At 61.4% G+C, this 19,723-nt stretch carries 21 protein-coding genes; 13 read left to right on the top strand and 8 right to left on the bottom strand.

The features are described 5' to 3' along the window. The first annotated feature begins 132 nt into the window (after positions 1 to 132). Positions 133 to 1,323 (top strand): acyl-CoA dehydrogenase family protein, encoded by a 1,191-nt coding sequence (locus ACX80B_RS03635; protein WP_459293160.1) that lies wholly within the window; start codon positions 133 to 135, stop codon positions 1,321 to 1,323. A 57-nt stretch (positions 1,324 to 1,380) separates the two neighbouring features. Here ACX80B_RS03635 and ACX80B_RS03630 read toward each other — a convergent pair whose 3' ends face one another. Then, on the bottom strand, positions 1,381 to 1,935 hold the full coding sequence (locus ACX80B_RS03630; RefSeq protein WP_459293158.1) for a M23 family metallopeptidase: 555 nt from the start codon (positions 1,933 to 1,935) through the stop codon (positions 1,381 to 1,383). Between the two features lie 436 nt (positions 1,936 to 2,371). On the opposite strand from ACX80B_RS03630, the gene rpsB reads away from it, so the two are divergent. The 6 genes from rpsB (at position 2,372) to ACX80B_RS03600 (ending at position 7,459) form a co-directional block, all read left to right on the top strand. Then, positions 2,372 to 3,340: a 30S ribosomal protein S2 gene (gene rpsB / locus ACX80B_RS03625; protein WP_459293156.1), complete on the top strand. Its 969-nt coding sequence runs from the start codon at positions 2,372 to 2,374 to the stop codon at positions 3,338 to 3,340. 107 nt (positions 3,341 to 3,447) lie between these two features. Next, positions 3,448 to 4,284, top strand: a complete 837-nt coding sequence (tsf, locus tag ACX80B_RS03620; RefSeq protein ID WP_459293154.1) for a translation elongation factor Ts — start codon at positions 3,448 to 3,450, stop codon at positions 4,282 to 4,284. Positions 4,285 to 4,387: 103 nt separating this feature from the next. Then, entirely contained in the window at positions 4,388 to 5,122 is a 735-nt protein-coding gene (gene pyrH, locus ACX80B_RS03615) for a UMP kinase (protein ID WP_026536183.1), read from the top strand. A gap of 94 nt (positions 5,123 to 5,216) precedes the next feature. Further along, positions 5,217 to 5,774, top strand: a complete 558-nt coding sequence (frr, locus tag ACX80B_RS03610) for a ribosome recycling factor (RefSeq protein WP_026536184.1) — start codon at positions 5,217 to 5,219, stop codon at positions 5,772 to 5,774. After that, positions 5,774 to 6,718 (top strand): phosphatidate cytidylyltransferase, encoded by a 945-nt coding sequence (locus ACX80B_RS03605; protein WP_459293151.1) that lies wholly within the window; start codon positions 5,774 to 5,776, stop codon positions 6,716 to 6,718. The genes frr and ACX80B_RS03605 overlap by 1 nt, the downstream gene beginning before the upstream one ends. 156 nt (positions 6,719 to 6,874) lie before the next feature. After that, positions 6,875 to 7,459, top strand: coding sequence for a DivIVA domain-containing protein (locus ACX80B_RS03600; RefSeq protein WP_459293149.1), 585 nt, complete (start codon positions 6,875 to 6,877; stop codon positions 7,457 to 7,459). On the opposite strand, the gene ACX80B_RS03595 is transcribed toward ACX80B_RS03600, so the two are convergent. The 4 genes from ACX80B_RS03595 to ACX80B_RS03580 are packed head-to-tail and all read right to left on the bottom strand — an operon-like array spanning position 7,460 to position 11,368. Then, complete coding sequence (locus ACX80B_RS03595) at positions 7,460 to 8,932, bottom strand: sodium/solute symporter (protein WP_459293147.1); 1,473 nt, start codon at positions 8,930 to 8,932, stop codon at positions 7,460 to 7,462. Between the two features lie 2 nt (positions 8,933 to 8,934). After that, a complete protein-coding gene (locus tag ACX80B_RS03590; RefSeq protein ID WP_459293553.1) occupies positions 8,935 to 9,309 on the bottom strand; it encodes a DUF485 domain-containing protein in 375 nt (124 codons plus the stop codon). A 56-nt stretch (positions 9,310 to 9,365) separates the two neighbouring features. Further along, positions 9,366 to 10,085, bottom strand: a complete 720-nt coding sequence (locus ACX80B_RS03585; RefSeq protein WP_459293145.1) for a LytR/AlgR family response regulator transcription factor — start codon at positions 10,083 to 10,085, stop codon at positions 9,366 to 9,368. A gap of 20 nt (positions 10,086 to 10,105) precedes the next feature. After that, on the bottom strand, positions 10,106 to 11,368 hold the full coding sequence (locus tag ACX80B_RS03580; protein ID WP_459293143.1) for a sensor histidine kinase: 1,263 nt from the start codon (positions 11,366 to 11,368) through the stop codon (positions 10,106 to 10,108). Positions 11,369 to 11,669: 301 nt separating this feature from the next. Between ACX80B_RS03580 and ACX80B_RS03575 the strand changes: the two genes are divergently transcribed. The 5 genes from ACX80B_RS03575 (at position 11,670) to ACX80B_RS03555 (ending at position 16,645) form a co-directional block, all read left to right on the top strand. Next, positions 11,670 to 12,029: a DUF485 domain-containing protein gene (locus ACX80B_RS03575; protein ID WP_459293141.1), complete on the top strand. Its 360-nt coding sequence runs from the start codon at positions 11,670 to 11,672 to the stop codon at positions 12,027 to 12,029. Then, on the top strand, positions 12,026 to 13,648 hold the full coding sequence (locus ACX80B_RS03570) for a solute symporter family protein (protein WP_459293139.1): 1,623 nt from the start codon (positions 12,026 to 12,028) through the stop codon (positions 13,646 to 13,648). The genes ACX80B_RS03575 and ACX80B_RS03570 overlap by 4 nt, the downstream gene beginning before the upstream one ends. Positions 13,649 to 13,803: 155 nt before the next feature. Then, positions 13,804 to 15,336: an HNH endonuclease signature motif containing protein gene (locus ACX80B_RS03565; protein WP_459293137.1), complete on the top strand. Its 1,533-nt coding sequence runs from the start codon at positions 13,804 to 13,806 to the stop codon at positions 15,334 to 15,336. Positions 15,337 to 15,495: 159 nt separating this feature from the next. Next, positions 15,496 to 15,960, top strand: a complete 465-nt coding sequence (locus tag ACX80B_RS03560) for an Hsp20/alpha crystallin family protein (protein WP_459293135.1) — start codon at positions 15,496 to 15,498, stop codon at positions 15,958 to 15,960. Positions 15,961 to 16,231: 271 nt separating this feature from the next. Then, positions 16,232 to 16,645 carry a CBS domain-containing protein gene (locus ACX80B_RS03555; RefSeq protein ID WP_459293133.1) on the top strand — a complete coding sequence of 138 codons (414 nt, stop codon included), beginning with the start codon at positions 16,232 to 16,234 and terminating at the stop codon, positions 16,643 to 16,645. A 46-nt stretch (positions 16,646 to 16,691) separates the two neighbouring features. On the opposite strand, the gene ACX80B_RS03550 is transcribed toward ACX80B_RS03555, so the two are convergent. Continuing rightward, positions 16,692 to 17,183, bottom strand: coding sequence for a DUF2306 domain-containing protein (locus ACX80B_RS03550; protein WP_459293131.1), 492 nt, complete (start codon positions 17,181 to 17,183; stop codon positions 16,692 to 16,694). A gap of 66 nt (positions 17,184 to 17,249) precedes the next feature. Between ACX80B_RS03550 and ACX80B_RS03545 the strand changes: the two genes are divergently transcribed. Next, positions 17,250 to 17,900, top strand: a complete 651-nt coding sequence (locus ACX80B_RS03545) for a MerR family transcriptional regulator (RefSeq protein WP_459293129.1) — start codon at positions 17,250 to 17,252, stop codon at positions 17,898 to 17,900. Between the two features lie 24 nt (positions 17,901 to 17,924). On the opposite strand, the gene ACX80B_RS03540 is transcribed toward ACX80B_RS03545, so the two are convergent. Both ACX80B_RS03540 and ACX80B_RS03535 read right to left on the bottom strand, forming a co-directional pair. Beyond that, complete coding sequence (locus ACX80B_RS03540) at positions 17,925 to 18,434, bottom strand: mycothiol transferase (protein WP_459293127.1); 510 nt, start codon at positions 18,432 to 18,434, stop codon at positions 17,925 to 17,927. Positions 18,435 to 18,595: 161 nt separating this feature from the next. Next, positions 18,596 to 19,675, bottom strand: coding sequence for an iron-siderophore ABC transporter substrate-binding protein (locus tag ACX80B_RS03535; RefSeq protein WP_459293551.1), 1,080 nt, complete (start codon positions 19,673 to 19,675; stop codon positions 18,596 to 18,598). Between the last annotated feature and the right edge of the window lie 48 nt (positions 19,676 to 19,723).

Raw genomic sequence — 19,723 nt, 5'->3', positions numbered from 1 at the left:
GTACTCGAGTGCCGGGGCTTTTGCCGTGGGCACGATATTTGATAAGTTACTCAACAGTAACTTGAGCAATTCGCTGACGCCATCTTTCAGGGGCGTTCCGGGTTTCTACACCTTCGAGTAAAGGACAAGTCCATGGCTACGAGCCCAGCCGATGTCAATAATCTGCCATATCCCGATGGGGACTTCTTCGCCTTCGAACAACTCCTCGGGCGAGCCGAGCTCGACCGGCTTCAGGAGATTCGGGAGTGGCTGGCCAAGGAAGTCCGGCCCATCGCAGGCGAGTACTGGAACCGGGGCGAGTTCCCGCAGGAAATCATTCCGAAGCTCGCCGATCTTGACATTGTCAGTCCGGTACGTCGCCAAGGCCGCTCATATCTCTTCGCCGGATTGATGCACGCAGAACTGACCCGGGCCGACACTTCCTTCGCCACTTTCATGGGCGTTCACGACGGTCTCTTTACCGGAAGTATTGAGCTGCTGGCGTCCGAGGACCAGAAGGCAGAGTGGTTGCCTGACATCTACTCTCTGAAGAAGACCGGCGCTTTCGGCCTCACGGAGCCATTGGGCGGTTCGGACGTGGCGGGCGGTACGCGCACCACTGCCGAGCGCGACGGAGACGGCTGGATCCTCAACGGAGCCAAGCGCTGGATCGGCAACGCGACGTTCTCAGACTACGTGGTTATCTGGGCCAAAGATGTGGCTGACAATCAGGTGAAGGGGTTCCTGGTCGACCCCTCGACGCCGGGGTACTCTGCGACCAAGATCGAGAATAAGATTTCGCTCCGCAGCGTCGAGAACGCGGATATCACCCTCAATAACCTGCGGATCTCGGAACACTTCCACTTGGCCGGCGCCAATAGCTTCCGTGACACCAACAAGGTTCTCAAGTCCACCCGTGTTGGGGTCGCATGGCAGGCAGTGGGTCAGCAGCTGGCGGCTTTCGATGTCGCCCGCCGGTATGCGGTTGAGCGGCACCAATTCGGCAAACCCCTGGCGGCGTTCCAGCTTATCCAGGACCAGCTCGTCACCATCCTCGGCAATGCAACGAGTTCCATGTCGATGATGGTCCGGTTGGCCCAGATGGAAGACGAAGGCATTGCGAAGGATGAGCACTCGGCCTTGGCCAAGGCGTTCACGGCCTCCCGGATGCGGGAGAGTGTCGCTCTGGGCAGGAGCATCCTCGGCGGCAACGGCATCGTCACGGACTACGAAATGGCGAAGATCTTCGCCGATGCCGAAGCCATCTATTCCTATGAGGGAACGCACGAGATCAATACACTCGTCACGGGACGTGCCATTACCGGCGTCGCCGCCTTCCACTAGGGCGCTTTTAGTCAGTCTGGCGGCCAGACCGCTTACAGTCGGGCTTGTTCTAATGTCTTACCCCGGGATGGGCAGGAGTACTGACGGACGCAGGTCCGTAACGAACTGCAGCGGATTAACGTAGGTTTCACCCCGGCGGACGCCCCAGTGCACGCATTCCGCCTCCGCGCCACAGCGCGGCGGCTCGGTGAGTTTGCCAATAACATCACCCTGCGAAACGCTCTCGCCCTTCGACAGATCGCTGCGCACTGACTCGAAGCTGCTGCGCAATCCTCCAGCATGAACGATGGTTAGTACCGGGCGGTCAACAACCCAACCGACGAAGCTGACTGTTCCGTCCGCAGGCGCCCGGATCTTTGCGTTCCCGGCCAAAGCCTCGAGATCAACGCCGCGGTGTCCGCTCAGCCATGGTTCCGGTGGAAGGTCGAATTCCCGAAGCACGTCTGGACTCTGCCCGACGGGCCAGTCCCAGGAGCGTGGCCCGGTCTGCGCTCCAGCGGGCAAGGAAAAAAGCAGAACGTAGACGGAAAGAACGACGAGCACCGCTGCGGCAGCTGCCACGACCGTCCGGTTGAAGCTGGCACGGACCGCTTCCTTGTACAGATGTTTCATGATTCAAGCTTCTGAGCCATGCGCGGAGAACCTCAAGAGCGATTGCGGCGTTTGTGGACGATTGCACGGACCGGGCTCTTGTGGAGGAGAAGTTAACGTGCGCTGTGATGGGTGCAAGGCGGCCCGAATATGGCCGGTCTGCCCGAGGATGCGCCTGTAGTACACTGGATGAAGCAGTTTGCCGTCTTCCGTGTGCATTCACGGGGTCGGCTGCTGACTACGCGTGCCTCAAATCCACACCTTGTAAGAGTGGTGGAGTGCGACCCTTCGGTCCGGACGGAAGTCCGGTGGGGGAGCACGTCCGGTCAATTATCGGCAGGACTGACGGGCACCAGGAGCAACACCCAACCGGGTGAAAGCTAATAAACCGTCAATTGGCAGAGTCATTGCGGGCGTGAAGCCGCGCCATGATTTATCTGCCGGAAGGAGTGACGACATGCCAGTCGTTACCATGCGCCAGCTGCTCGACAGCGGCGTTCACTTTGGTCACCAGACCCGCCGTTGGAACCCGAAGATGAAGCGCTTCATCTTCACCGAGCGCAACGGCATCTACATCATTGACCTGCAGCAGTCGCTGTCCTACATCGACCGCGCCTTCGAATTCGTGAAGGCCACTGTCGCCCACGGCGGCACCGTGTTGTTTGTCGGAACGAAGAAACAGGCCCAGGAAGCTATTGCCGAACAGGCCACCCGCGTTGGCCAGCCTTACGTGAATCAGCGTTGGCTCGGCGGTATGCTCACCAACTTCCAGACCGTCTCCCGCCGTATTCAGCGTATGAAGGAACTCGAAGAGATCAACTTCGACGACGTTGCCGGTTCCGGCCACACCAAGAAGGAGCTGCTGCTCCTGCGGCGCGAGCTGACCAAGCTTGAAAGCAACCTCGGTGGTATCCGCAACTTGACCAAGGCCCCGTCGGTCGTTTGGGTTGTCGACACCAAGAAGGAGCACCTGGCCGTCGACGAGGCCAAGAAGCTGAATATCCCGATCGTGGCCATCCTGGACACGAACTGCGACCCGGACGAAGTCGATTTCCCGATTCCGGGCAATGACGACGCGATCCGCTCCGTCAACCTGCTGACCCGCGTCGTCGCCGACGCTGTGGCCGAGGGGTTGCTCGCCCGGAACAGCCGCTCCGGCGGTGGCGAGGAAGCCGCTGAAGAGCCGATGGCCGAGTGGGAGCGTGAACTGCTCGAGAGCAAGTCCGAGACACCCGCCCAGGACGCTGTCGCTGAAGCTCCGGCTGCACCGGACGCCCAGACTGCCGCGCTGGTTGAAAGCGCCGCTGCCGATGAGGCCGAGGGTGCCGCTCCTGAGGAGTCCACACCGGTTCAGACGTCGAACACCGTCGCTGCCGACAACGCGACCGTTGCCGATGCGGCTGAAGCCTCCGACGCAGACAAGTAAACGTTAACTTCCCCGGCGCGCCAGCGCTGACGGGGGTTGCCGGCGCCGGTGGTTGGATTCTTATCCGAACCGCCGGCGCCTTTCAACAAACTACTTAAGGAGTTCAAATGGCGAACTACACCGCCGCTGATATCAAGGCTCTGCGCGAGCGCACGGGCGCCGGCATGATGGACGTCAAGAAGGCCCTCGACGAGGCCAACGGCGATACCGAAAAGGCCCTGGAAGTCATCCGCATCAAGGGCCTCAAGGGCGCCACGAAGCGTGAAGGCCGCTCCACCGCCGAGGGACTTATTGCCGCCCGCGTGAACGACGGAACGGGCGTCATGATCGAGATCAACTGCGAAACCGACTTCGTTGCCAAGTCGGCACCTTTCATCGAGTTCGGCGACAAAGTTGTCAGCGCCGCCGTCGAATCCGGTGCCGCCGACGTCGACGCGCTGCTGGGCTACGACGTCGACGGCAAGCCACTTTCGGAGCACGTTATCGAAGCCGGCGCACTGCTTGGCGAAAAGGTGAAAGTCCGCCGTATCGCCCGCGTTGAGGGCAAAACTGTCGACGCATACCTGCACAAGACGTCGAAGGACCTGCCCGCGCAAGTTGGCGTGCTGTTCGCCGTTGATGGTGAAGGCTCCGGCGCGAAAGAAGCGGCCCATGACGTCGCCGTCCACGCCGCCGCGTACAACCCGACCTACATCACGCGCGACGAGGTCCCGGCTGAACTGGTGGAGAATGAGCGCCGGATCGCCGACGAAACGGCCCGCGCCGAAGGCAAGCCGGAGCAGGCCCTGACGAAGATCGTCGAGGGCCGTTTGACCGGATTCTTCAAGGAAGGGGTCCTTCTCGATCAGGCGTTCGCCAAGGATCCGAAGAAAAGCGTGGCACAGGTTCTGCAGGAAGCTGGCGTATCGGCTACCGGCCTCGCCCGTTTCCGCGTAGGCTCCTAGTCAGCCGCGATTGTAAAGATCGCTCGTGAAAGGGGGTGGTCACCACGGTGGCCGCCCCCTTTTCCATGTAAGAAACCGTACTCATGCAACACCGGAAGGCCCCATGGACAACCTGAATCACATCCAGGAAAAGGCGCAGCGCCGTCGTGTACTGCTGAAGCTCTCAGGTGAGGTGTTCGGTGGCGGGAAGCTCGGCGTCGACCCGGCAACCGTACGCGGGATCGCCGAGCAGATCGCCGCGGCCGTCGGCAAGGTGGAGATCGCCATCGTCGTCGGAGGTGGCAACTTTTTCCGGGGCGCCGAACTGTCCCACAGTGGAATGGACCGTTCCCGTGCAGACTACATGGGGATGCTGGGCACCATGATGAACTGCCTGGCACTGCAGGACTTCCTGGAGCAAGCCGGCGTCGATACCCGCGTGCAAAGCGCCATCACCATGGGTCAGGTAGCGGAGGCGTACATTCCCCGCCGCGCTATCCGGCACCTGGAGAAGAACCGCGTCGTGATTTTCGGTGCCGGTGCCGGCCTGCCTTATTTCTCGACCGATACCGTTGCCGCCCAGCGTGCACTGGAGGTCCACGCCGACCTGGTGCTGATGGCGAAGAACGGGGTCGACGGCGTTTACACCGCGGACCCGCATCAGGACCCTTCGGCGGAGAAGCTCGAAACGCTGACTTACGACGACGCGATGCACCGCAACATCCGGGTGCTGGACCAGACGGCATTCAGCCTCTGCCGCGACAATCACCTTCCGATGCTCGTGTTCGGGATGCAGGGTGAAGGCAATGTCACGCGGGCTATTATGGGTGAAAATATCGGCACCATGGTGACCGCCTGACGCGCCCAATTGCCACTGCCCGCGTGGCATAGGATGAAGAGAGAGACCAGTATTCGCTCCCAATCGGCGGATCAACTGACGACAAGGAGAAACCATGATCGAAGAGACCATGCTTGAGGCCGGCGAAAAGATGGATAAGGCCGTAGAGGTGGCCAAGGACGACTTCGGTTCCATCCGGACCGGCCGGGCGAATCCAGCTCTCTTCGGCAAAGTTCTCGTTGACTACTATGGCTCGCCGACGCCATTGCAGCAACTGGCTTCCTTCCAGAATCCGGAGGCCCGCACGTTGCTGATCACTCCTTACGACAAGACGGCGCTCCAGGCCATTGAGAAGGGACTGCGCGACTCAGACCTTGGGGCCAATCCTGCCAATGACGGCAATGTAATCCGGGTGGTTCTTCCCGAACTGACAGCGGAACGCCGCAAGGAATACGTCAAGGTGGTCCGGGGCAAAGCCGAGGACGCCAAGGTATCGATCCGCAGCATCCGCCGCAAGGCCAAGGAGCAACTGGACAAGATCGTCAAAGACGGCGATGCCGGTGAGGACGAGGGCGCCCGCGCCGAAAAGGAACTGGATGCCCTGACCAAGGCGCACACGGAGAACGTCGATGAGCTGCTCAAACGTAAAGAAACAGAGTTGCTCGAGGTCTAATGACACACCAGCCACGTGGACCGGCTGGTTCATCTCCGGTGGATAACGACCCCGCCACCGGAACACCGCCGGACTCAGGCGGGGCCCCGGGAGGCACTGGACGCCGGTCCCGGCGGGCAAAAGTAAACCCGCCGAAGGCCGGAAGGAACCTGCCCGCGGCCATCGCGGTGGGCGTCGCTCTGGTCGTGCTGGTGCTGGTCGGCCTGGTGTTCCTGCCTGAAGCGTTCGTCCTCCTGATCACGGTTCTCTCAGTGACCGGCGTGTGGGAAATTTCCCGCGCACTCGCGTTCCGGAACATCCACCTGCCACTCGTTCCCGTCATCGTTGGTACGATCGCCATGCCATTTGCCGCCTTCTTCGGCGGTACTGAAAGCCTGGGGTTTGCCCTCGTGGCAAGCGCGACGGCGGTCCTCGTCTGGCGGGCGCTCGACCGGTCCGAAGGGTCGGCGGAGAGCATTATCGGCGGCGTCTTCACTTTGTGCTGGGTCCCGTTCCTGACGAGTTTCGCCGTCCTCCTCCTGCACGAAACCGACGGTGCCTTGAAAATCGCGACGGTTCTGCTCCTGGTGGTGGCCAATGATACCTTCGGCTACCTTGTCGGTGTCCTCTACGGCAAGCACCCGATGGCGCCGAAAATCAGCCCCAAAAAATCGTGGGAGGGCTTTGCCGGATCGGTTGGCGGAGCGGCTATTGTCGGCGTGGCCGGCGCGGTTTTCCTGCTCGATGAACCCTGGTGGATCGGCGCGGTCCTCGCCGTCAGCATGGTTGCGGCGGCAACCGCGGGCGACTTCGCGGAGTCGATGATCAAACGGGAACTGGGCATCAAGGACATGAGCAACATCCTGCCCGGACATGGCGGTGTAATGGACCGGCTGGATTCGGTGGTTTTCGCCTCTCCGGTGGCCTACATCGTGATGTCGCTGCTGTTGCCCGGCCAGGTCTAAGGTTGGCCGGCCCGTTAATGGCCTTCCACCCGGTCCAAGACGATTTAGGGGATCCCGGGTCGGCCTCCAGCCCGGCGGCGCGGCAGTCAGTATGATGGTGGACAACATTCTTCAACCCGGATTTTACGCACCGACGATAGACCACGAAGGAACACAGTGACGGTGGACGAGACACGCAATGCGCATGCGCCCTTCGAACGGGTGGACCGAAGCGAGTATGGCTATAACGTCAAGCAGGTGGACCAGTTCCTGGCCAAGGCCCGCCAGTACTACACATCCAACGATCCTGATTCGCAGACCATCACCAGCAGGGACGTCCGCGCAATGGCCTTCGACCCTGCCCGCGGCGGTTACGAGGCCGAGGCAGTGGACGCGGCACTGGACCGGTTGGAAGACGTTTTCGCCCAAAGGGAACGGGACCAGCTGATCGGAGACGAAGGCGAAGAGGCCTGGCTGATGCAGATTGGCCGGATCTCCGCCGTACTGCGCGCCCGCCTGCACCGCGAAGACGGTGACCGTTTCCGTCGTCCGAAGAAGCGCAAGACCCGCAGTTACAACATTGAGGACGTCGACGACCTCTGCCACGACCTGCTTGGGTACTTTGAGGCCGACCAGCCCCTCAGCGTAGACGTCGTCCGCCGCGCCGTTTTCCGGTCAGCGGATGGCCGGGACGGTTACGAAGAGGCTCAGGTTGATGCTTTTATGGACAAGGTTGTCGAACTGATGGCCGCGATCGACTGATCAGGTTTTGGCCCGCTCAGGGGTATGCAGCCGGGCGAGGATGGCCGCCACACCCGTGGGCCGGCGTTGCGGTGTCAGTTTAGAAACGATAATCATGACGGCGAAAGCCACCGGGACGGTCCAGGCCGCCGGTTGGGCCAGCAGGTCACCGGCGAAACCGGAAGGCCGCCCAAACAGGGCTGACCCGAGGATGGCGCCGCCGCACAGGATGCCGCCCGCCGCCATACCGGCCAGCGCGCCTGCATCCGACAACCCATGCCACCAGATCCCCAATAACAGCAGCGGCGCGATGGTGGAAGCCGTAAAGGCGAAGACGAGCCCCACGCTGCCGGCCAGGGCGAGCGAGTCAGTCATCAACGCCAAGGCCAGCGGGACGACTGCGGACAGCAGCGCCGCAATCCGGAAGCCGAACACACCGCCGTCGAACACGTCCTGGCTGATCACCCCTGCCGACGATACCAACAGGCCCGACGTCGTCGACAGGAACGCGGCGAACGCACCTGCTATGACCAAAGCCGACAGGAAAGCACCCGCGGTACCGCCCACCAATTCGCCCGGGAGCAACAGCACAGTGGAATCGGAAGCGTCGGCGTTGGACAGCTCAGGAGTGTAGAGCCGGGCCAGGACCCCATACATCGTAGGGAAAAGGTAGAAAACCCCCAGCAGGGCGAGCACGATCAGCGTCGTCCTGCGCGCCGACGGGCCGTCGGGGTTGGTGTAGAAACGGACGAGCACATGCGGTAAGCCGAGAGTGCCGAGCAGCAGCGAGAAGACCAGCGAGACGTTCCTGTAGATTGACGGGTCCGGAACGGTATTGAGTTCCTGCCGGAACGCAGCTCCACCGTCGGTGATCGGCTGGCCGGTATTGCCGAGCACCAGCAGGGCAAAGACCACCGGGACGGCGATGGCGGTCAACTTCAGCCAGAACTGGAAGGCCTGCGCGAAGGTGATGGAGCGCATCCCGCCGGTAATCACGGAAATGCAGACGACCACCATGACGACGACGGCGCCCAGCCACGATGGCAGGCCGGTAGCGATGCCCAAGGTCAACGCCGCGCCGTGCAGTTGCGGAACAATGTACAGCCAGCTGACCACGATGACCAGGATGCTGGTGAACCCCCGCGCCTGCCTCGACTGCAGGCGGGCCTCGGCAAAATCGGGAACGGTGTAAGCCCCCGAGCGGCGCAGGGGAGCGGCGACAAACAGCAGCAGCATCAGGTACCCGGCGGTATAGCCAATCGGAAACCAGAGCCCGTCGACGCCGGAGATCAGGATCAGCCCGGCCACTCCAAGGAAACTCGCCGCCGACAGGTATTCACCTCCGATCGCGGAGGCATTCCACCACGGCGGAACCGTCCGCGAGGCGACATAAAAGTCCCCGGTCGTGCGGGAAATGCGCAGGCCGTAAATACTGATCACCACCGTCATGATCGACACGGCAGCGATGGCGGCATAGCCAATCAGCGGATTCACGCCTACTGCTCACCCACCAAGTCCCGGTACCGCGCTTCGTTCCGGGTGGCACTGCGGATGTACAACCAGGCGCACAGGCACATCACCGGGTAGATGAGCGCACCCAGAATCAGCCAGGAGACGGGAATCGTCAGCACGGATACATCCTCCAGGACCGGAAACAGCGCCATCAGCACCGGCACGCCGAGCAGGATCAGCACGAATCCACCGGCAACGACGAGCGCGAGGCGCAACTGGCTGCGGATCAATGACTGGACAAAGACGTCACCGACCGCGGAATGCTCCGCCACCTCGCGGGACAGCCGGAAGCGATCCGGAGCGACAGTTGCCTTCGACCGCGGCGCCGTAACGCGGACCCGCTCCGGGCGGTTCTGCACGGGGTTTACGCTTTCCGGTTCAGGATTGCCGCTCCCCGGCCCGGTATCGCTGTCCGTCACGATTGCGGCCTGATCCGCGTCGTCTCCAGCATCCTGCGCAACAACGGAAGATGGCGGCGGCTGACCGGAAGTTGGACCTCGTCCAGAGTGACATTGGCCCTGCCGGCCGTGAGCTTTACTGACGTCACGTAATTCATGGACACCAGATAGGAGCGGTGGATCCGGACGAAATCCTGTGCCGACCACTGCTGTTGCAGATCGGTCAGCGGAATCCGCACGAGGTAGCTGGCGTCCACGGTGTGCAACCGTGCGTAGTCGCCCTGCGCCTGCACATAGCGAACCTCATCGAGGCGGATCATCCGGGTTATTCCGCCCTGGTCGACGGTAATCACGCCCGCCTTGTCGTCGCCGTCGTCCCGGATTTCACGAATACGGCCGATGGTTTCCATCAGCCTCTCCGGCCGGACCGGTTTGAGCAGGTAGTCCACCGCAGCCAGATCGAAAGCCTCCAGCGCAAGGTCATCATCAGCAGTGACAAATACGACGGCGGGAGGTTTGGTGAACCGCGAAATCACCCGGGCTATGTCGAGTCCGGATAGAGCCGGCATATGGATGTCGAGAAACAGCGCATCGACGTCGTGATCCTCCAGTGCGCGCAGAGCCTCGGCGCCGCTGGTGGCCCGGTGGATGGTGCCGATCCGGTCGTCCTGGCCCAGCAGGTAGGCGAGTTCCTCCACGGCGGGGATTTCGTCATCGGCAACGACCACGTTCAGCATGGGTTAAACATTACTGTGCCTCACGGCTGGTGGTCCGGCTGGAACTTCGGCACCCGCAAGGTAATCAACGTTCCCGCGCCGGGCGCAGTGTCGACCACAAGACCGTGATCATCGCCGTAGACCTGCCGCAGCCGGGAATCCACATTCCGCAGGCCCACATGGTCGCCTGCGGCATGTCCGGCCAGGACCGAGCGAAGATGTTCCGGATCCATCCCCACGCCATCGTCTTCAATCGTCACCTCGGCATGAGGGCCGGCGTCGTGCGCCTTGATTTCTATATGGCCGACTCCGTCCTTCCGCTCCAACCCATGGCGGACCGCGTTTTCGACCAGCGGCTGCAGCGACAGATACGGCACAACGGTACTCAAAACCTCCGGACCTATCTGCAGACTCACCTGCAGTCGTTCGCCGAACCGGGCACGTTCCAGCAGCAGGTACCTGTCAATCGCCTTGAGCTCTTCCGCCAGGGTGGTGAAGTCGCCGTGACGGCGGAAGGAGTACCGGGTGAAATCGGCGAATTCGACCACAAGTTCGCGGGCACGCGCCGGATCAGTGTGGATGAACGAGGCGATGGCGTTGAGCGAGTTGTAGATGAAGTGCGGACTGATCTGCGCCCGCAGTGCCCGGACCTCGGCCTCCATCAGTTGGTTTTTCGATGAATCCAGGTCCGCCAGCTCAACCTGTGTCGACACCCACGCAGCTACTTCATTTGTGGCACGGATCAGCCCCGCACGCACGTGCGGCGCATAGGCACCAACGGTGCCAACCACGCGTGAGCCGACGCAGATTGGGGAGAAGACCGCCTCGCGGAGCGGCGATTGCGGGTCAGCTTCAGTCGGACCCGGACCCGGACCCGGGCCAGGCGCCTCCGCTCCGGCAGCGTCAGATCCAGCAGGTCCCGCCGCTTGCACATCACCCTTCCGGAAGACCTGCGTGCGGCCGGTGGACAACACCTTTCCGGCAAGCTTCATTGCAGCATCAGGATCGGCATCGCCCGGGCCATCCCACGCCAGCTGCGCCGACTCATCCGTGAGCGTCAAGGCCTCGCAGGCAAGCAACATCCGCAGATGCCGGCTCGCCTTGGCCGCACCTTCCGGGTCCAGGCCCTGCCGCAGATACTTCGAAGCCAGTGCAGCGGTATGCAGCGTCGCATAGGTCGCCTGATCGGCATCGCTGCCTAGATCCCTGGACCGCGACAGTTTGAAGCCAATTGCCGAGACAACAACCACGGCGGCAAGAACGACGGCGGCGATCGCCAGCAGCTCGGCGACGGAGATAGGCATGCAGACAACCTTATCGGCAGAGCTGGCCCGGGAAGCTTGAGGAGCTCCGCGGGATAGGTCTTGCCGCCGGCCGGCCGTGAATCGGTCACCCCGCGCGGATTGGGCGCTTTGGAGCTCTGCCGTTCGTCGCCTCAGCCGACCGTTCAGCGCATCCAGGACGCCATCCACCGATGTGGTGCTCGTTGGGACTAGGAAATGAGCATTCCGGCATACGAGAGTGATTACAGTCACATAAACGCGTCTGAGAGTCAGGAATGAGCCCGTCTCCGAAGTGCGCGACTATTCCACCTAAGGAGGAATTATGGCGGACGATACCCCGCCGACCGAAGAGGAACTTGAAGCCGCGGTCGACTTCGAAGAAGTGCAGAAATCCGAACAGTTCCAGACGCTGCGGAAACGCCACCGGAGCTTTGTTTTCCCGATGGCGGTTGCCTTTTTGCTCTGGTACTTCCTCTACGTGTTGTTGGCTGACTACGCACACGAATTCATGTCCACGCCTGTTTTCGGAAATATCAACGTCGGATTGGTTTTGGGCCTGCTGCAGTTCGTCACCACGTTCGGAATAACCATGTGGTACGTCAGCTACGCGAATAAGCGGCTGGATCCCATCGCGGCAGAAATGCGGCGGGACCTGGAGCAGATCACGGAGGAAAAGAAGTGAGCAACATAAACATCCTCGCCCAGACCGGAGCTGAGGAAACGGTGGGAAGTCCGTGGGTCAACATCACGATTTTTGCGCTGTTCGTCGGCGTTACCCTGATCGTCGTGCTCCGCGCGAGCCGGAACAACAAGACGGCGGCGGATTACTATGCGGCCGGCCGTTCCTTCACCGGACCGCAGAATGGGACGGCCATCGCTGGCGACTACCTCTCGGCGGCGTCGTTCCTTGGCATCGTCGGCGCGATCGCGATCAATGGCTATGATGGCTTCCTTTACTCCATTGGATTCCTGGTTGCCTGGCTGGTGGCGCTGCTGCTGGTCGCTGAGCTTATGCGCAACACCGGAAAATTCACGATGGCGGATGTGCTCTCCTTCCGCTTGAAGCAGCGTCCGATCAGAATCGCTGCAGCCATCACCACCCTGGCCGTATGTTTCTTCTACCTGTTGGCACAGATGGCAGGCGCGGGAGCACTCGTATCGCTGTTGTTGGGCATCCGGGATGAGCTCGGTCAGTCACTGGTGATCACCGTCGTCGGCGGCTTGATGATTCTGTATGTACTGGTTGGAGGCATGAAAGGCACCACCTGGGTGCAGATCATCAAGGCCTGCCTGCTCATCACGGGCGCTGCCGCAATGACCATTTGGGTCCTCGCACTGCACGGATTCAATCTTTCGGAACTGCTGGCGCATGCTGTCGAAACGGCCGGAACTTCGGACATTCTCAATCCCGGCGGTGCATACGGTGAGAATGCCACCACCAAGTTGGACTTCATTTCGCTGGCGTTGGCATTGGTGCTCGGAACGGCCGCACTGCCGCATGTCTTGATGCGCTTCTACACCGTGCCTACGGCCAAGGAAGCCCGGCGCTCAGTCGTGTGGGCGATCTGGTTGATCGGTCTGTTTTACCTCTTCACGCTGGTGCTCGGTTACGGAGCCGGCGCCATGATTGGCGCCGACAGGATCGAAAACGCGCCGGGCGGCGTGAATTCGGCCGCACCGTTGCTGGCATTCGAACTCGGCGGACCCTTGCTGCTTGGCTTCATATCGGCGGTGGCGTTTGCAACGATTCTCGCGGTCGTGGCAGGGCTGACGATTACAGCAGCGGCTTCCTTCGCCCATGACATCTACGCCAACGTGGTCAAGAAGGGAAATGTGCCGCCGGATGGCGAGGTCAAAGTCGCACGGCGCACCGTCGTCGTCATCGGTGTCATCTCCATTCTTGGAGGCATCGGTGCCCAGGGGCAGAACGTGGCATTCCTCGTCGCGCTAGCCTTCGCAGTGGCAGCCAGTGCGAACCTGCCAACGATCATCTACTCACTGTTCTGGCGTCGGTTCACTACCAGAGGAGCGGTCTGGAGCATGTACGGCGGGCTTGGCACGGCCATGCTGCTCATCGCGTTCTCACCGGTTGTCTCCGGAACCGAGACATCGATGATCGAAGGAGCCGATTTCGCCTGGTTCCCACTGAGTAACCCGGGTCTCGTTTCCATTCCGCTGGCGTTCCTGCTCGGCTGGTTGGGAACCGTTACGGACAAGAAGCGGGAAAACGTGCAGAAGCAGGCCGAAATGGAAGTACGGTCGCTGACCGGTGTTGGTGCCGAAAAGGCAGTCGAGCACTAGTCAAGCGTTAGAAGGAGTGGCCCCCGGCAGATCACTGCCGGGGCCCTCTTTCTGACATGGCGCCGATTCCATTAATTATTGTTTCGTTACCGTTTCGTTATCCGGTAGCGAACAGGATTTCGAATAATGTCGGTGCCGGCTGATGTACTAAAGACATGGCAAACAAGGAAGCACCAGACGGCGGGAGCAGCGACGACGCTCCCACCGGTGCCTTCGAGCTTCCCGAACTGGCCGGCCCACTCGGCGACGTGGTGCCCGGGGTCTTGTCCTTCGATGAAGCGACCATGGCCCTGGTCTCGGCCGGGCAGCTCATCGCGTGGGCGGAGGGACTCAAAGCCCGCCTGGTCACCCGGCTCTGCGAAACATCCGCCGGCACGGTCCCTCAGCCCGATCCGGCCGGCCCGTCACGGAACGCCGAACGCCTGGCCCGGATGAACGTCGAGGGCGAAGTCAGCGGCGCGTTGACCATCGCAACGAGGACAGCCCAGAAACTCATTTTCGAAAGCACCGAACTGGTCGGCTCTTTCCCCGCCACCCTCGAACGCCTCGAAACCGGGGAACTGAACCGGGACCAGGCCATGGTCATCATCGACCAGGCACAAACCCTCCCCGAGCACGCCCAACCCGAATTCGAGAAGGAACTGCTCGCCGACGCACCGGAACTGCCACGGCCGAAACTGGCCGGCAAGGCCAAGCGCCTCCGCGAACGCATGCACCCCGAATCCGGCGCCCGGCGGAAAAAGAAAGCAGCCTGCGACCGCAGGGCCTGGTACCAGCCCGCCGAAGACGGCATGGCCTGGCTCGGCGCCTACCTGCCCGCCGAAGCCGCCACCGCCGCCTACAACCGAATCACCGACGCCGCCCGGGCCCTCCGCTCCCCGGACGAGGAACGAACCGGCACCCAACTCTGCGCCGACGTCTTCACCGACCTCCTCCTCGGCACCGGGCCGATCCCAGATGGACCAATTGCGGGCCTGAACGATGACAACAACAACGATCGTGGCAGGGGTGGGAATCCGTCCCCCGGCTCAACCGGCACTGCTTCCTCCGGTCAGGCCGTGGCGGAACCACACCTGCCCAACTACGAGCAGATCAAACCCGAAGTCATCGTCACCGTCCCCGTCCTCACCCTGCTCGGCCTCTCCGAAGAGCCGGCTGAGCTTGAAGGCTTCGGACCCATGGACGACGAAACCGCCCGAAAACTATGCGCGAACGCCCCCTCATTCAAACGGATCCTCACCCACCCGGAAACCGGGGCGATGATCTCCTTCGGCAGAACCACCTACAAAGTACCCGCCGACCTGAAAAAAATGATCAATATCCGCGACCGATGTTGCCGCGCACCGGGCTGCAACCGATCCGCACGCTTCACCGAACTCGACCACACCACGCCCTGGGCCGAAGGCGGAAAAACAGACTACGAATCGCTGAAAGGCTACTGCCCCATGCATCATCTCCGTAAAACCGCCTGCGGATGGAAAGACACCCAAGACAAAGACGGCACCATCACCGTCACATCACCAGCAGGACGAACCTACACATCCAAACCCGAAGGCCCCGTCCTCACCAGCCGCAAAGACGCCCAACGCTACGCCACCGGCAACGGCCACCACTTCGACCCATGGAACCCCAAAAACGCCGGCGCTGTCCCAAACGGCGACCACGACCAAACCCCACCACCATTCTGAAGCGAGCCCACTGTTCGCTCAGAGCAGAATGCGCCGCATTTAGCACTCCGCGCTTCTCAGTGCTAATATTTTTCTAGTTGAGCGATATCGACTCAACTTTAGTAACTGAGATCGCCGCAACCATGACGGTGCGGTGTATGTGAAGGAGTTGACACAACAATGGCCATGAAATTCGACCCATTCCGCGAACTGGACCGCGTCGCCGAAGCTCTTCTGGACAACCACCAGGGGCCGAGATTGATGCCGATGGATCTTTACCGCGACGGCGACCGCTACATTCTGAATGCCGACCTGCCTGGGATCGACCCCGGTTCGGTGGACATCGATGTCGACGGTCAGCTGCTGACCATCCGTGCCGAGCGCACGGCCCGCACTGAGGAAGGCGTAAAGTGGCTCACCCGCGAACGCCAGAACGGTTCTTACATGCGGCAGCTGAACCTGGGACAGGGCATCGACACTGGGAGTATTTCCGCCCACTACGAGAACGGCATCCTGAACGTGATCATCCCGGTTAGCGAACGGGCAAAACCCCGCAAGATCGAGATCTCGACTGGCTCCCTCGCCAGTGAGCCCACGGTGGACGGGGGAAGTGAAGAGAAGCAGCCGGAGGTCACGGCGTCCTAAATGACGCATCCCCCCGCCCATTCGACGAGGCAGTCCCCGCCGATACGAGTGCATCGGACGAAGACGGCGGTAAGGACTCGGGCGATGCACACATGACGAGCAGGGGACGGCTGCATTTCCGTCCCCTGCGTTCATTTATTCCGCCCACATTGCGCTGCCGGTCCACCATTGCCCATTTTCAAGGTCGCACCTCCAGCAAGCTCCACCCGATAGACAGTATGCTTAGTTTTAGCAATTCAGGTACATCGAATCTGATCGAGGAGGAATCATCATGGCTGTCGCACGCGACATTATGACCGGTGGCGCGGAGTGCATCGGCGAGAACGAGACGCTTGAAGAAGCAGCCCGGAAAATGCTGGATCTGGACGTCGGATCGCTTCCAATCTGCGGCGAGGACAACCGGCTCAAGGGTGTCATCTCCGACCGGGACATTGTAGTTAAGTGCCTCGCCAAGGGCGGAGACCCGAAAACGGCAAAGGCCGGCGAACTCGGCCAGGGGAAGCCCGTAACTATCGGCGCGGATGACAGCGTCGAAGAAGCCATCGATACGATGCAACAACATAAGATCCGCCGGCTGCCCGTCGTAGATGGACACGATCTGGTGGGCATGCTGAGCCAGGCTGACATTGCCCGCAATTTCCCAGAGGAGCGCTCCGGGGAGCTGGTGGAGTTCATTTCGTTCTAATCACCCCCTCGCGGAAGTACGGATAGCACCCAAGGCTGTTGGCCACCTACCGTGCAAGCGAGGTGGCCACAGGTCGGGGCTTCGTCCGGACGGTGCGCTTGAGGGTAAAGAAGAACGCCGCAGCCGTAGCAAGGATCAGGATGGCGGCGAAAGCAACCGTCGCCGGTTCAGTTGATACGAGCAGCGGGAGTCGCCTGCCAGGTGCTGTCGCGGCGAAGATAAACGCGATAAGCGTGCCAAGATAACTGCCGATCATGTTCCCGCGGTGCGCCGGTATGTTGCCGCGTGCTGCGCTGATGATACCCAGCGTCACGGTGGTCAAGGTGAACGCAGAAAGCCCATGCAACCAGGTGAAGTGGCCTTCGTCCATGATCCAGAAACTTGAGATGCATGTGACGGCGATGGCGGTCACCCAGGTGAAGCCAATGATCTTATGGATACGGTCCCGTTTGCGGCGGAAGATATTGAAGGGACCGAGCACAAGAACGTAACTCGCGGCAATAACGTGGCCTGCAATGAGGGGCGTCCAGAGATCCATACGTTTAGGATAGAGTCACTATCCAAGGCTGTAAATCAAGATAGTGAAGCCACAAATCCCTATCCAATGATCGATTCGCCCGACGGTCACGACAGAGCGAGGTACCCGGTGCAGCTCAAGGAACTCAGCCGCCGCTCGGGCATCAGCGCTGCGAGCATCAAGTTCTACCTCCGCGAGGATCTGCTGCCGGCAGGCGAAAGCAGGCATCCCACGCTCGCCGAATATGCCGATGCGCACTTGGTCCGGCTCGAACTCATCACCGCGTTGCGTAAGGTCGTTGGGCTGAGCATCGGCCAGATTAAGACCCTCGTCAGCGTCATCGACGATCCGGAAGTAAGTTTTCTCGACCTGCTCGGCAAGACCCAGTCGCTGGTGCTTGGCTACGACTTGAGCGAGACCCGCGAGCATCCGTTGACCAGCGCCGTCATCAATGGCGAGGACTGGCCGGACGTTCCGTCGGATGCCCGGAATGCCTTGAATGCGCATCTCTCCCAGATGGAGGCGCTTGGCATCACGGTCAGCCGGGACGTTGTAGAGGGTTATGCAGAAGCTGTCGACCGGGTGGCGCAGCAGGATGTCGGTTTTGTGACCGAGGGCGGCAGCCGCGACAGTGCCGTCCTAACGGTGGCGGTCGGCGTCCACGAGTACAGCAGGCTTCTGGTCCGGATGCTTGCCTTGGCCCAGACTTCCGAAAGCATCAGGAAGTATCAGTCCTGAGGGATGGCTCGCAACACCAGGTGCTTACTGGTTTCGGAGCAGTCCCCGGACATAAGCGGCCTGCCCCGCATGCTGGAGGCAGTCCTGGGTCACGCTGACCAGCCGGATTCCGAGGGTCACAGGCGGATCCCAGGAGTCGTCGATGACTTGGTCGAGGTCCTCACCGGATAGGCAGCGGATGTATTCGACTGTCCGGGCATGCACCGCCTTGTAGTAGTCGACCAGCAACTGGGCGGAGTCCACCTGGACAGATGAGACCTGCTCGCTGCTGTGCCCGTAGCCCGTTTCGCCGGTTCCGAGTGGCAAGTCGAACTTTTCGGACCAACCTGCCGATGTCCATAACTGCTCTGTCCCGGCGGCGTCGGCGATGTGGTCGTCCTCAACCCGGGAGAGGTGCCAGATGAGCCATGCTATCGAATTTCCGGTACCGTTTGGGCGGCTGCCCAAATCATCAGAATTCAACCCATTGACCACGTTTCTGATCAGGTCCGGAATCCTGCCGAATCCCTCCAGCAGAACGTCAGTGCTATTCATCCGCGGTCTCCCATCGATTTGCCGTGCTCGTCAGCTTCCAGCACTCAGTCTTCTCAGAACAGCACCGGATAGCAAGGATGGAGAGCACCAAGACGCCTAACGCCGGTGCCCGGGATCCGAGACCCAGGCACCGGCGTCGTAATAAATCAGTGCAGCGTTGGCTACTTCGTCTTCTCCGCGACGGTTGCCGCCTCACCCAGCTGCGGCAGGAACTCATCCAGCGCCCACGGCAGGCTCAACGGCGAAGCTGCGGAAATTGCGAGCGTCAACGTATTGTCCGAGTCGGCAACGAGCGCGCCGTCCTCGATCGCCGGAACCTGGCCCAGCAACGGATCGGTCTTGATGGCTTCCTTGGTCTTCTTGTCCGGAACCCACGTCACGAAGATGTCTGATTCCAGCTCGTCGGCACGTTCGGCGGACCACTCCAGGAAGAATCCGCTCTTCTTTTCGGCCTTTTCGATCACCGGTGCCATCTCCATGCCAATGCTGGTCAGGAAGCGGGGCCGGTTGTCCTGGGAGGTGTAGATGTTCATGCCGGTGCCGCTGTTGGGCTCAAGGTTCCCGTAAATGAAGGTCTTACCCTCAATCTGCGGGTACTTGGCGGCTTCGGTTTCGATGGTCTCCTCGGTCTTGGCAACCAGTTCCTCGGCCTGCTCCGACTCACCCAGAGCCTTGCCGATCATCGTCGTCGCCTTCTGCCACGGCGTGCCATAGGCAACCTCCGGATAAGCAATGACCGGGGCGATTTTGGAGAGCGTGTCGTAGTCCTCCTGCGTCAGGCCGGAATACGCGGCGAGAATGACATCCGGGGTGGTCTTGGCGACCTCCTCAAAGTTGACGCCGTCCAGCTCGGAGTAGGTCGCGATGCCGGCGGCCTCAGGCCCGCTGCCTTCGCCGGTGGCCGCTTCAGTAGCGCCGGCTTCAGCCAGTGCGGCGTCGAACCAGGGGGTGGACAGGTTTTCGTTTCCGCCCCACTCCTGCTTCGGCATTCCAACGGGTACGACGCCGAGAGCCAGTGAAATGTCGGCGTTCACCCAGGAGACGGTGGCCACGCGTTCGGGCTTTTCCTTGAGCGTGGTCTCGCCGAATTTGTGCTCAATTGTGACGGGAAATGCGTCCGGGTTCGATGACGAGTTCTGCGAGCTTTCAGCCCCTCCCTCGGTCGTTCCCCCGGCCGGACCGGTGGAACATGCTGACAAGGACAGAATTGCGACGGCTGCGGTTGCGACGATGCTCCGCATACGGGAAGGGATCAACGAAAACTCCTAGACTGATGAACGGACGAACTT

The sequence above is a fragment of the Arthrobacter monumenti genome (genome assembly GCF_054511255.1).
Note: the sequence above shows the minus strand (reverse complement) of the source record. Positions and strands in the feature narration are given on the sequence as shown.

What these genes read in the sequence shown, in the direction of transcription:
- ACX80B_RS03635 (WP_459293160.1), top strand. Translation starts at nt 133, where the DNA reads ATGGCTACGAGCCCAGCCGATGTCAATAATCTGCCATATCCCGATGGG.
- ACX80B_RS03630 (WP_459293158.1), bottom strand. Translation starts at nt 1,935, where the DNA reads ATGAAACATCTGTACAAGGAAGCGGTCCGTGCCAGCTTCAACCGGACG.
- rpsB (WP_459293156.1), top strand. Translation starts at nt 2,372, where the DNA reads ATGCCAGTCGTTACCATGCGCCAGCTGCTCGACAGCGGCGTTCACTTT.
- tsf (WP_459293154.1), top strand. Translation starts at nt 3,448, where the DNA reads ATGGCGAACTACACCGCCGCTGATATCAAGGCTCTGCGCGAGCGCACG.
- pyrH (WP_026536183.1), top strand. Translation starts at nt 4,388, where the DNA reads ATGGACAACCTGAATCACATCCAGGAAAAGGCGCAGCGCCGTCGTGTA.
- frr (WP_026536184.1), top strand. Translation starts at nt 5,217, where the DNA reads ATGATCGAAGAGACCATGCTTGAGGCCGGCGAAAAGATGGATAAGGCC.
- ACX80B_RS03605 (WP_459293151.1), top strand. Translation starts at nt 5,774, where the DNA reads ATGACACACCAGCCACGTGGACCGGCTGGTTCATCTCCGGTGGATAAC.
- ACX80B_RS03585 (WP_459293145.1), bottom strand. Translation starts at nt 10,085, where the DNA reads ATGCTGAACGTGGTCGTTGCCGATGACGAAATCCCCGCCGTGGAGGAA.
- ACX80B_RS03580 (WP_459293143.1), bottom strand. Translation starts at nt 11,368, where the DNA reads ATGCCTATCTCCGTCGCCGAGCTGCTGGCGATCGCCGCCGTCGTTCTT.
- ACX80B_RS03575 (WP_459293141.1), top strand. Translation starts at nt 11,670, where the DNA reads ATGGCGGACGATACCCCGCCGACCGAAGAGGAACTTGAAGCCGCGGTC.
- ACX80B_RS03565 (WP_459293137.1), top strand. Translation starts at nt 13,804, where the DNA reads ATGGCAAACAAGGAAGCACCAGACGGCGGGAGCAGCGACGACGCTCCC.
- ACX80B_RS03560 (WP_459293135.1), top strand. Translation starts at nt 15,496, where the DNA reads ATGGCCATGAAATTCGACCCATTCCGCGAACTGGACCGCGTCGCCGAA.
- ACX80B_RS03555 (WP_459293133.1), top strand. Translation starts at nt 16,232, where the DNA reads ATGGCTGTCGCACGCGACATTATGACCGGTGGCGCGGAGTGCATCGGC.
- ACX80B_RS03550 (WP_459293131.1), bottom strand. Translation starts at nt 17,183, where the DNA reads ATGGATCTCTGGACGCCCCTCATTGCAGGCCACGTTATTGCCGCGAGT.
- ACX80B_RS03545 (WP_459293129.1), top strand. Translation starts at nt 17,250, where the DNA reads ATGATCGATTCGCCCGACGGTCACGACAGAGCGAGGTACCCGGTGCAG.
- ACX80B_RS03540 (WP_459293127.1), bottom strand. Translation starts at nt 18,434, where the DNA reads ATGAATAGCACTGACGTTCTGCTGGAGGGATTCGGCAGGATTCCGGAC.
- ACX80B_RS03535 (WP_459293551.1), bottom strand. Translation starts at nt 19,675, where the DNA reads ATGCGGAGCATCGTCGCAACCGCAGCCGTCGCAATTCTGTCCTTGTCA.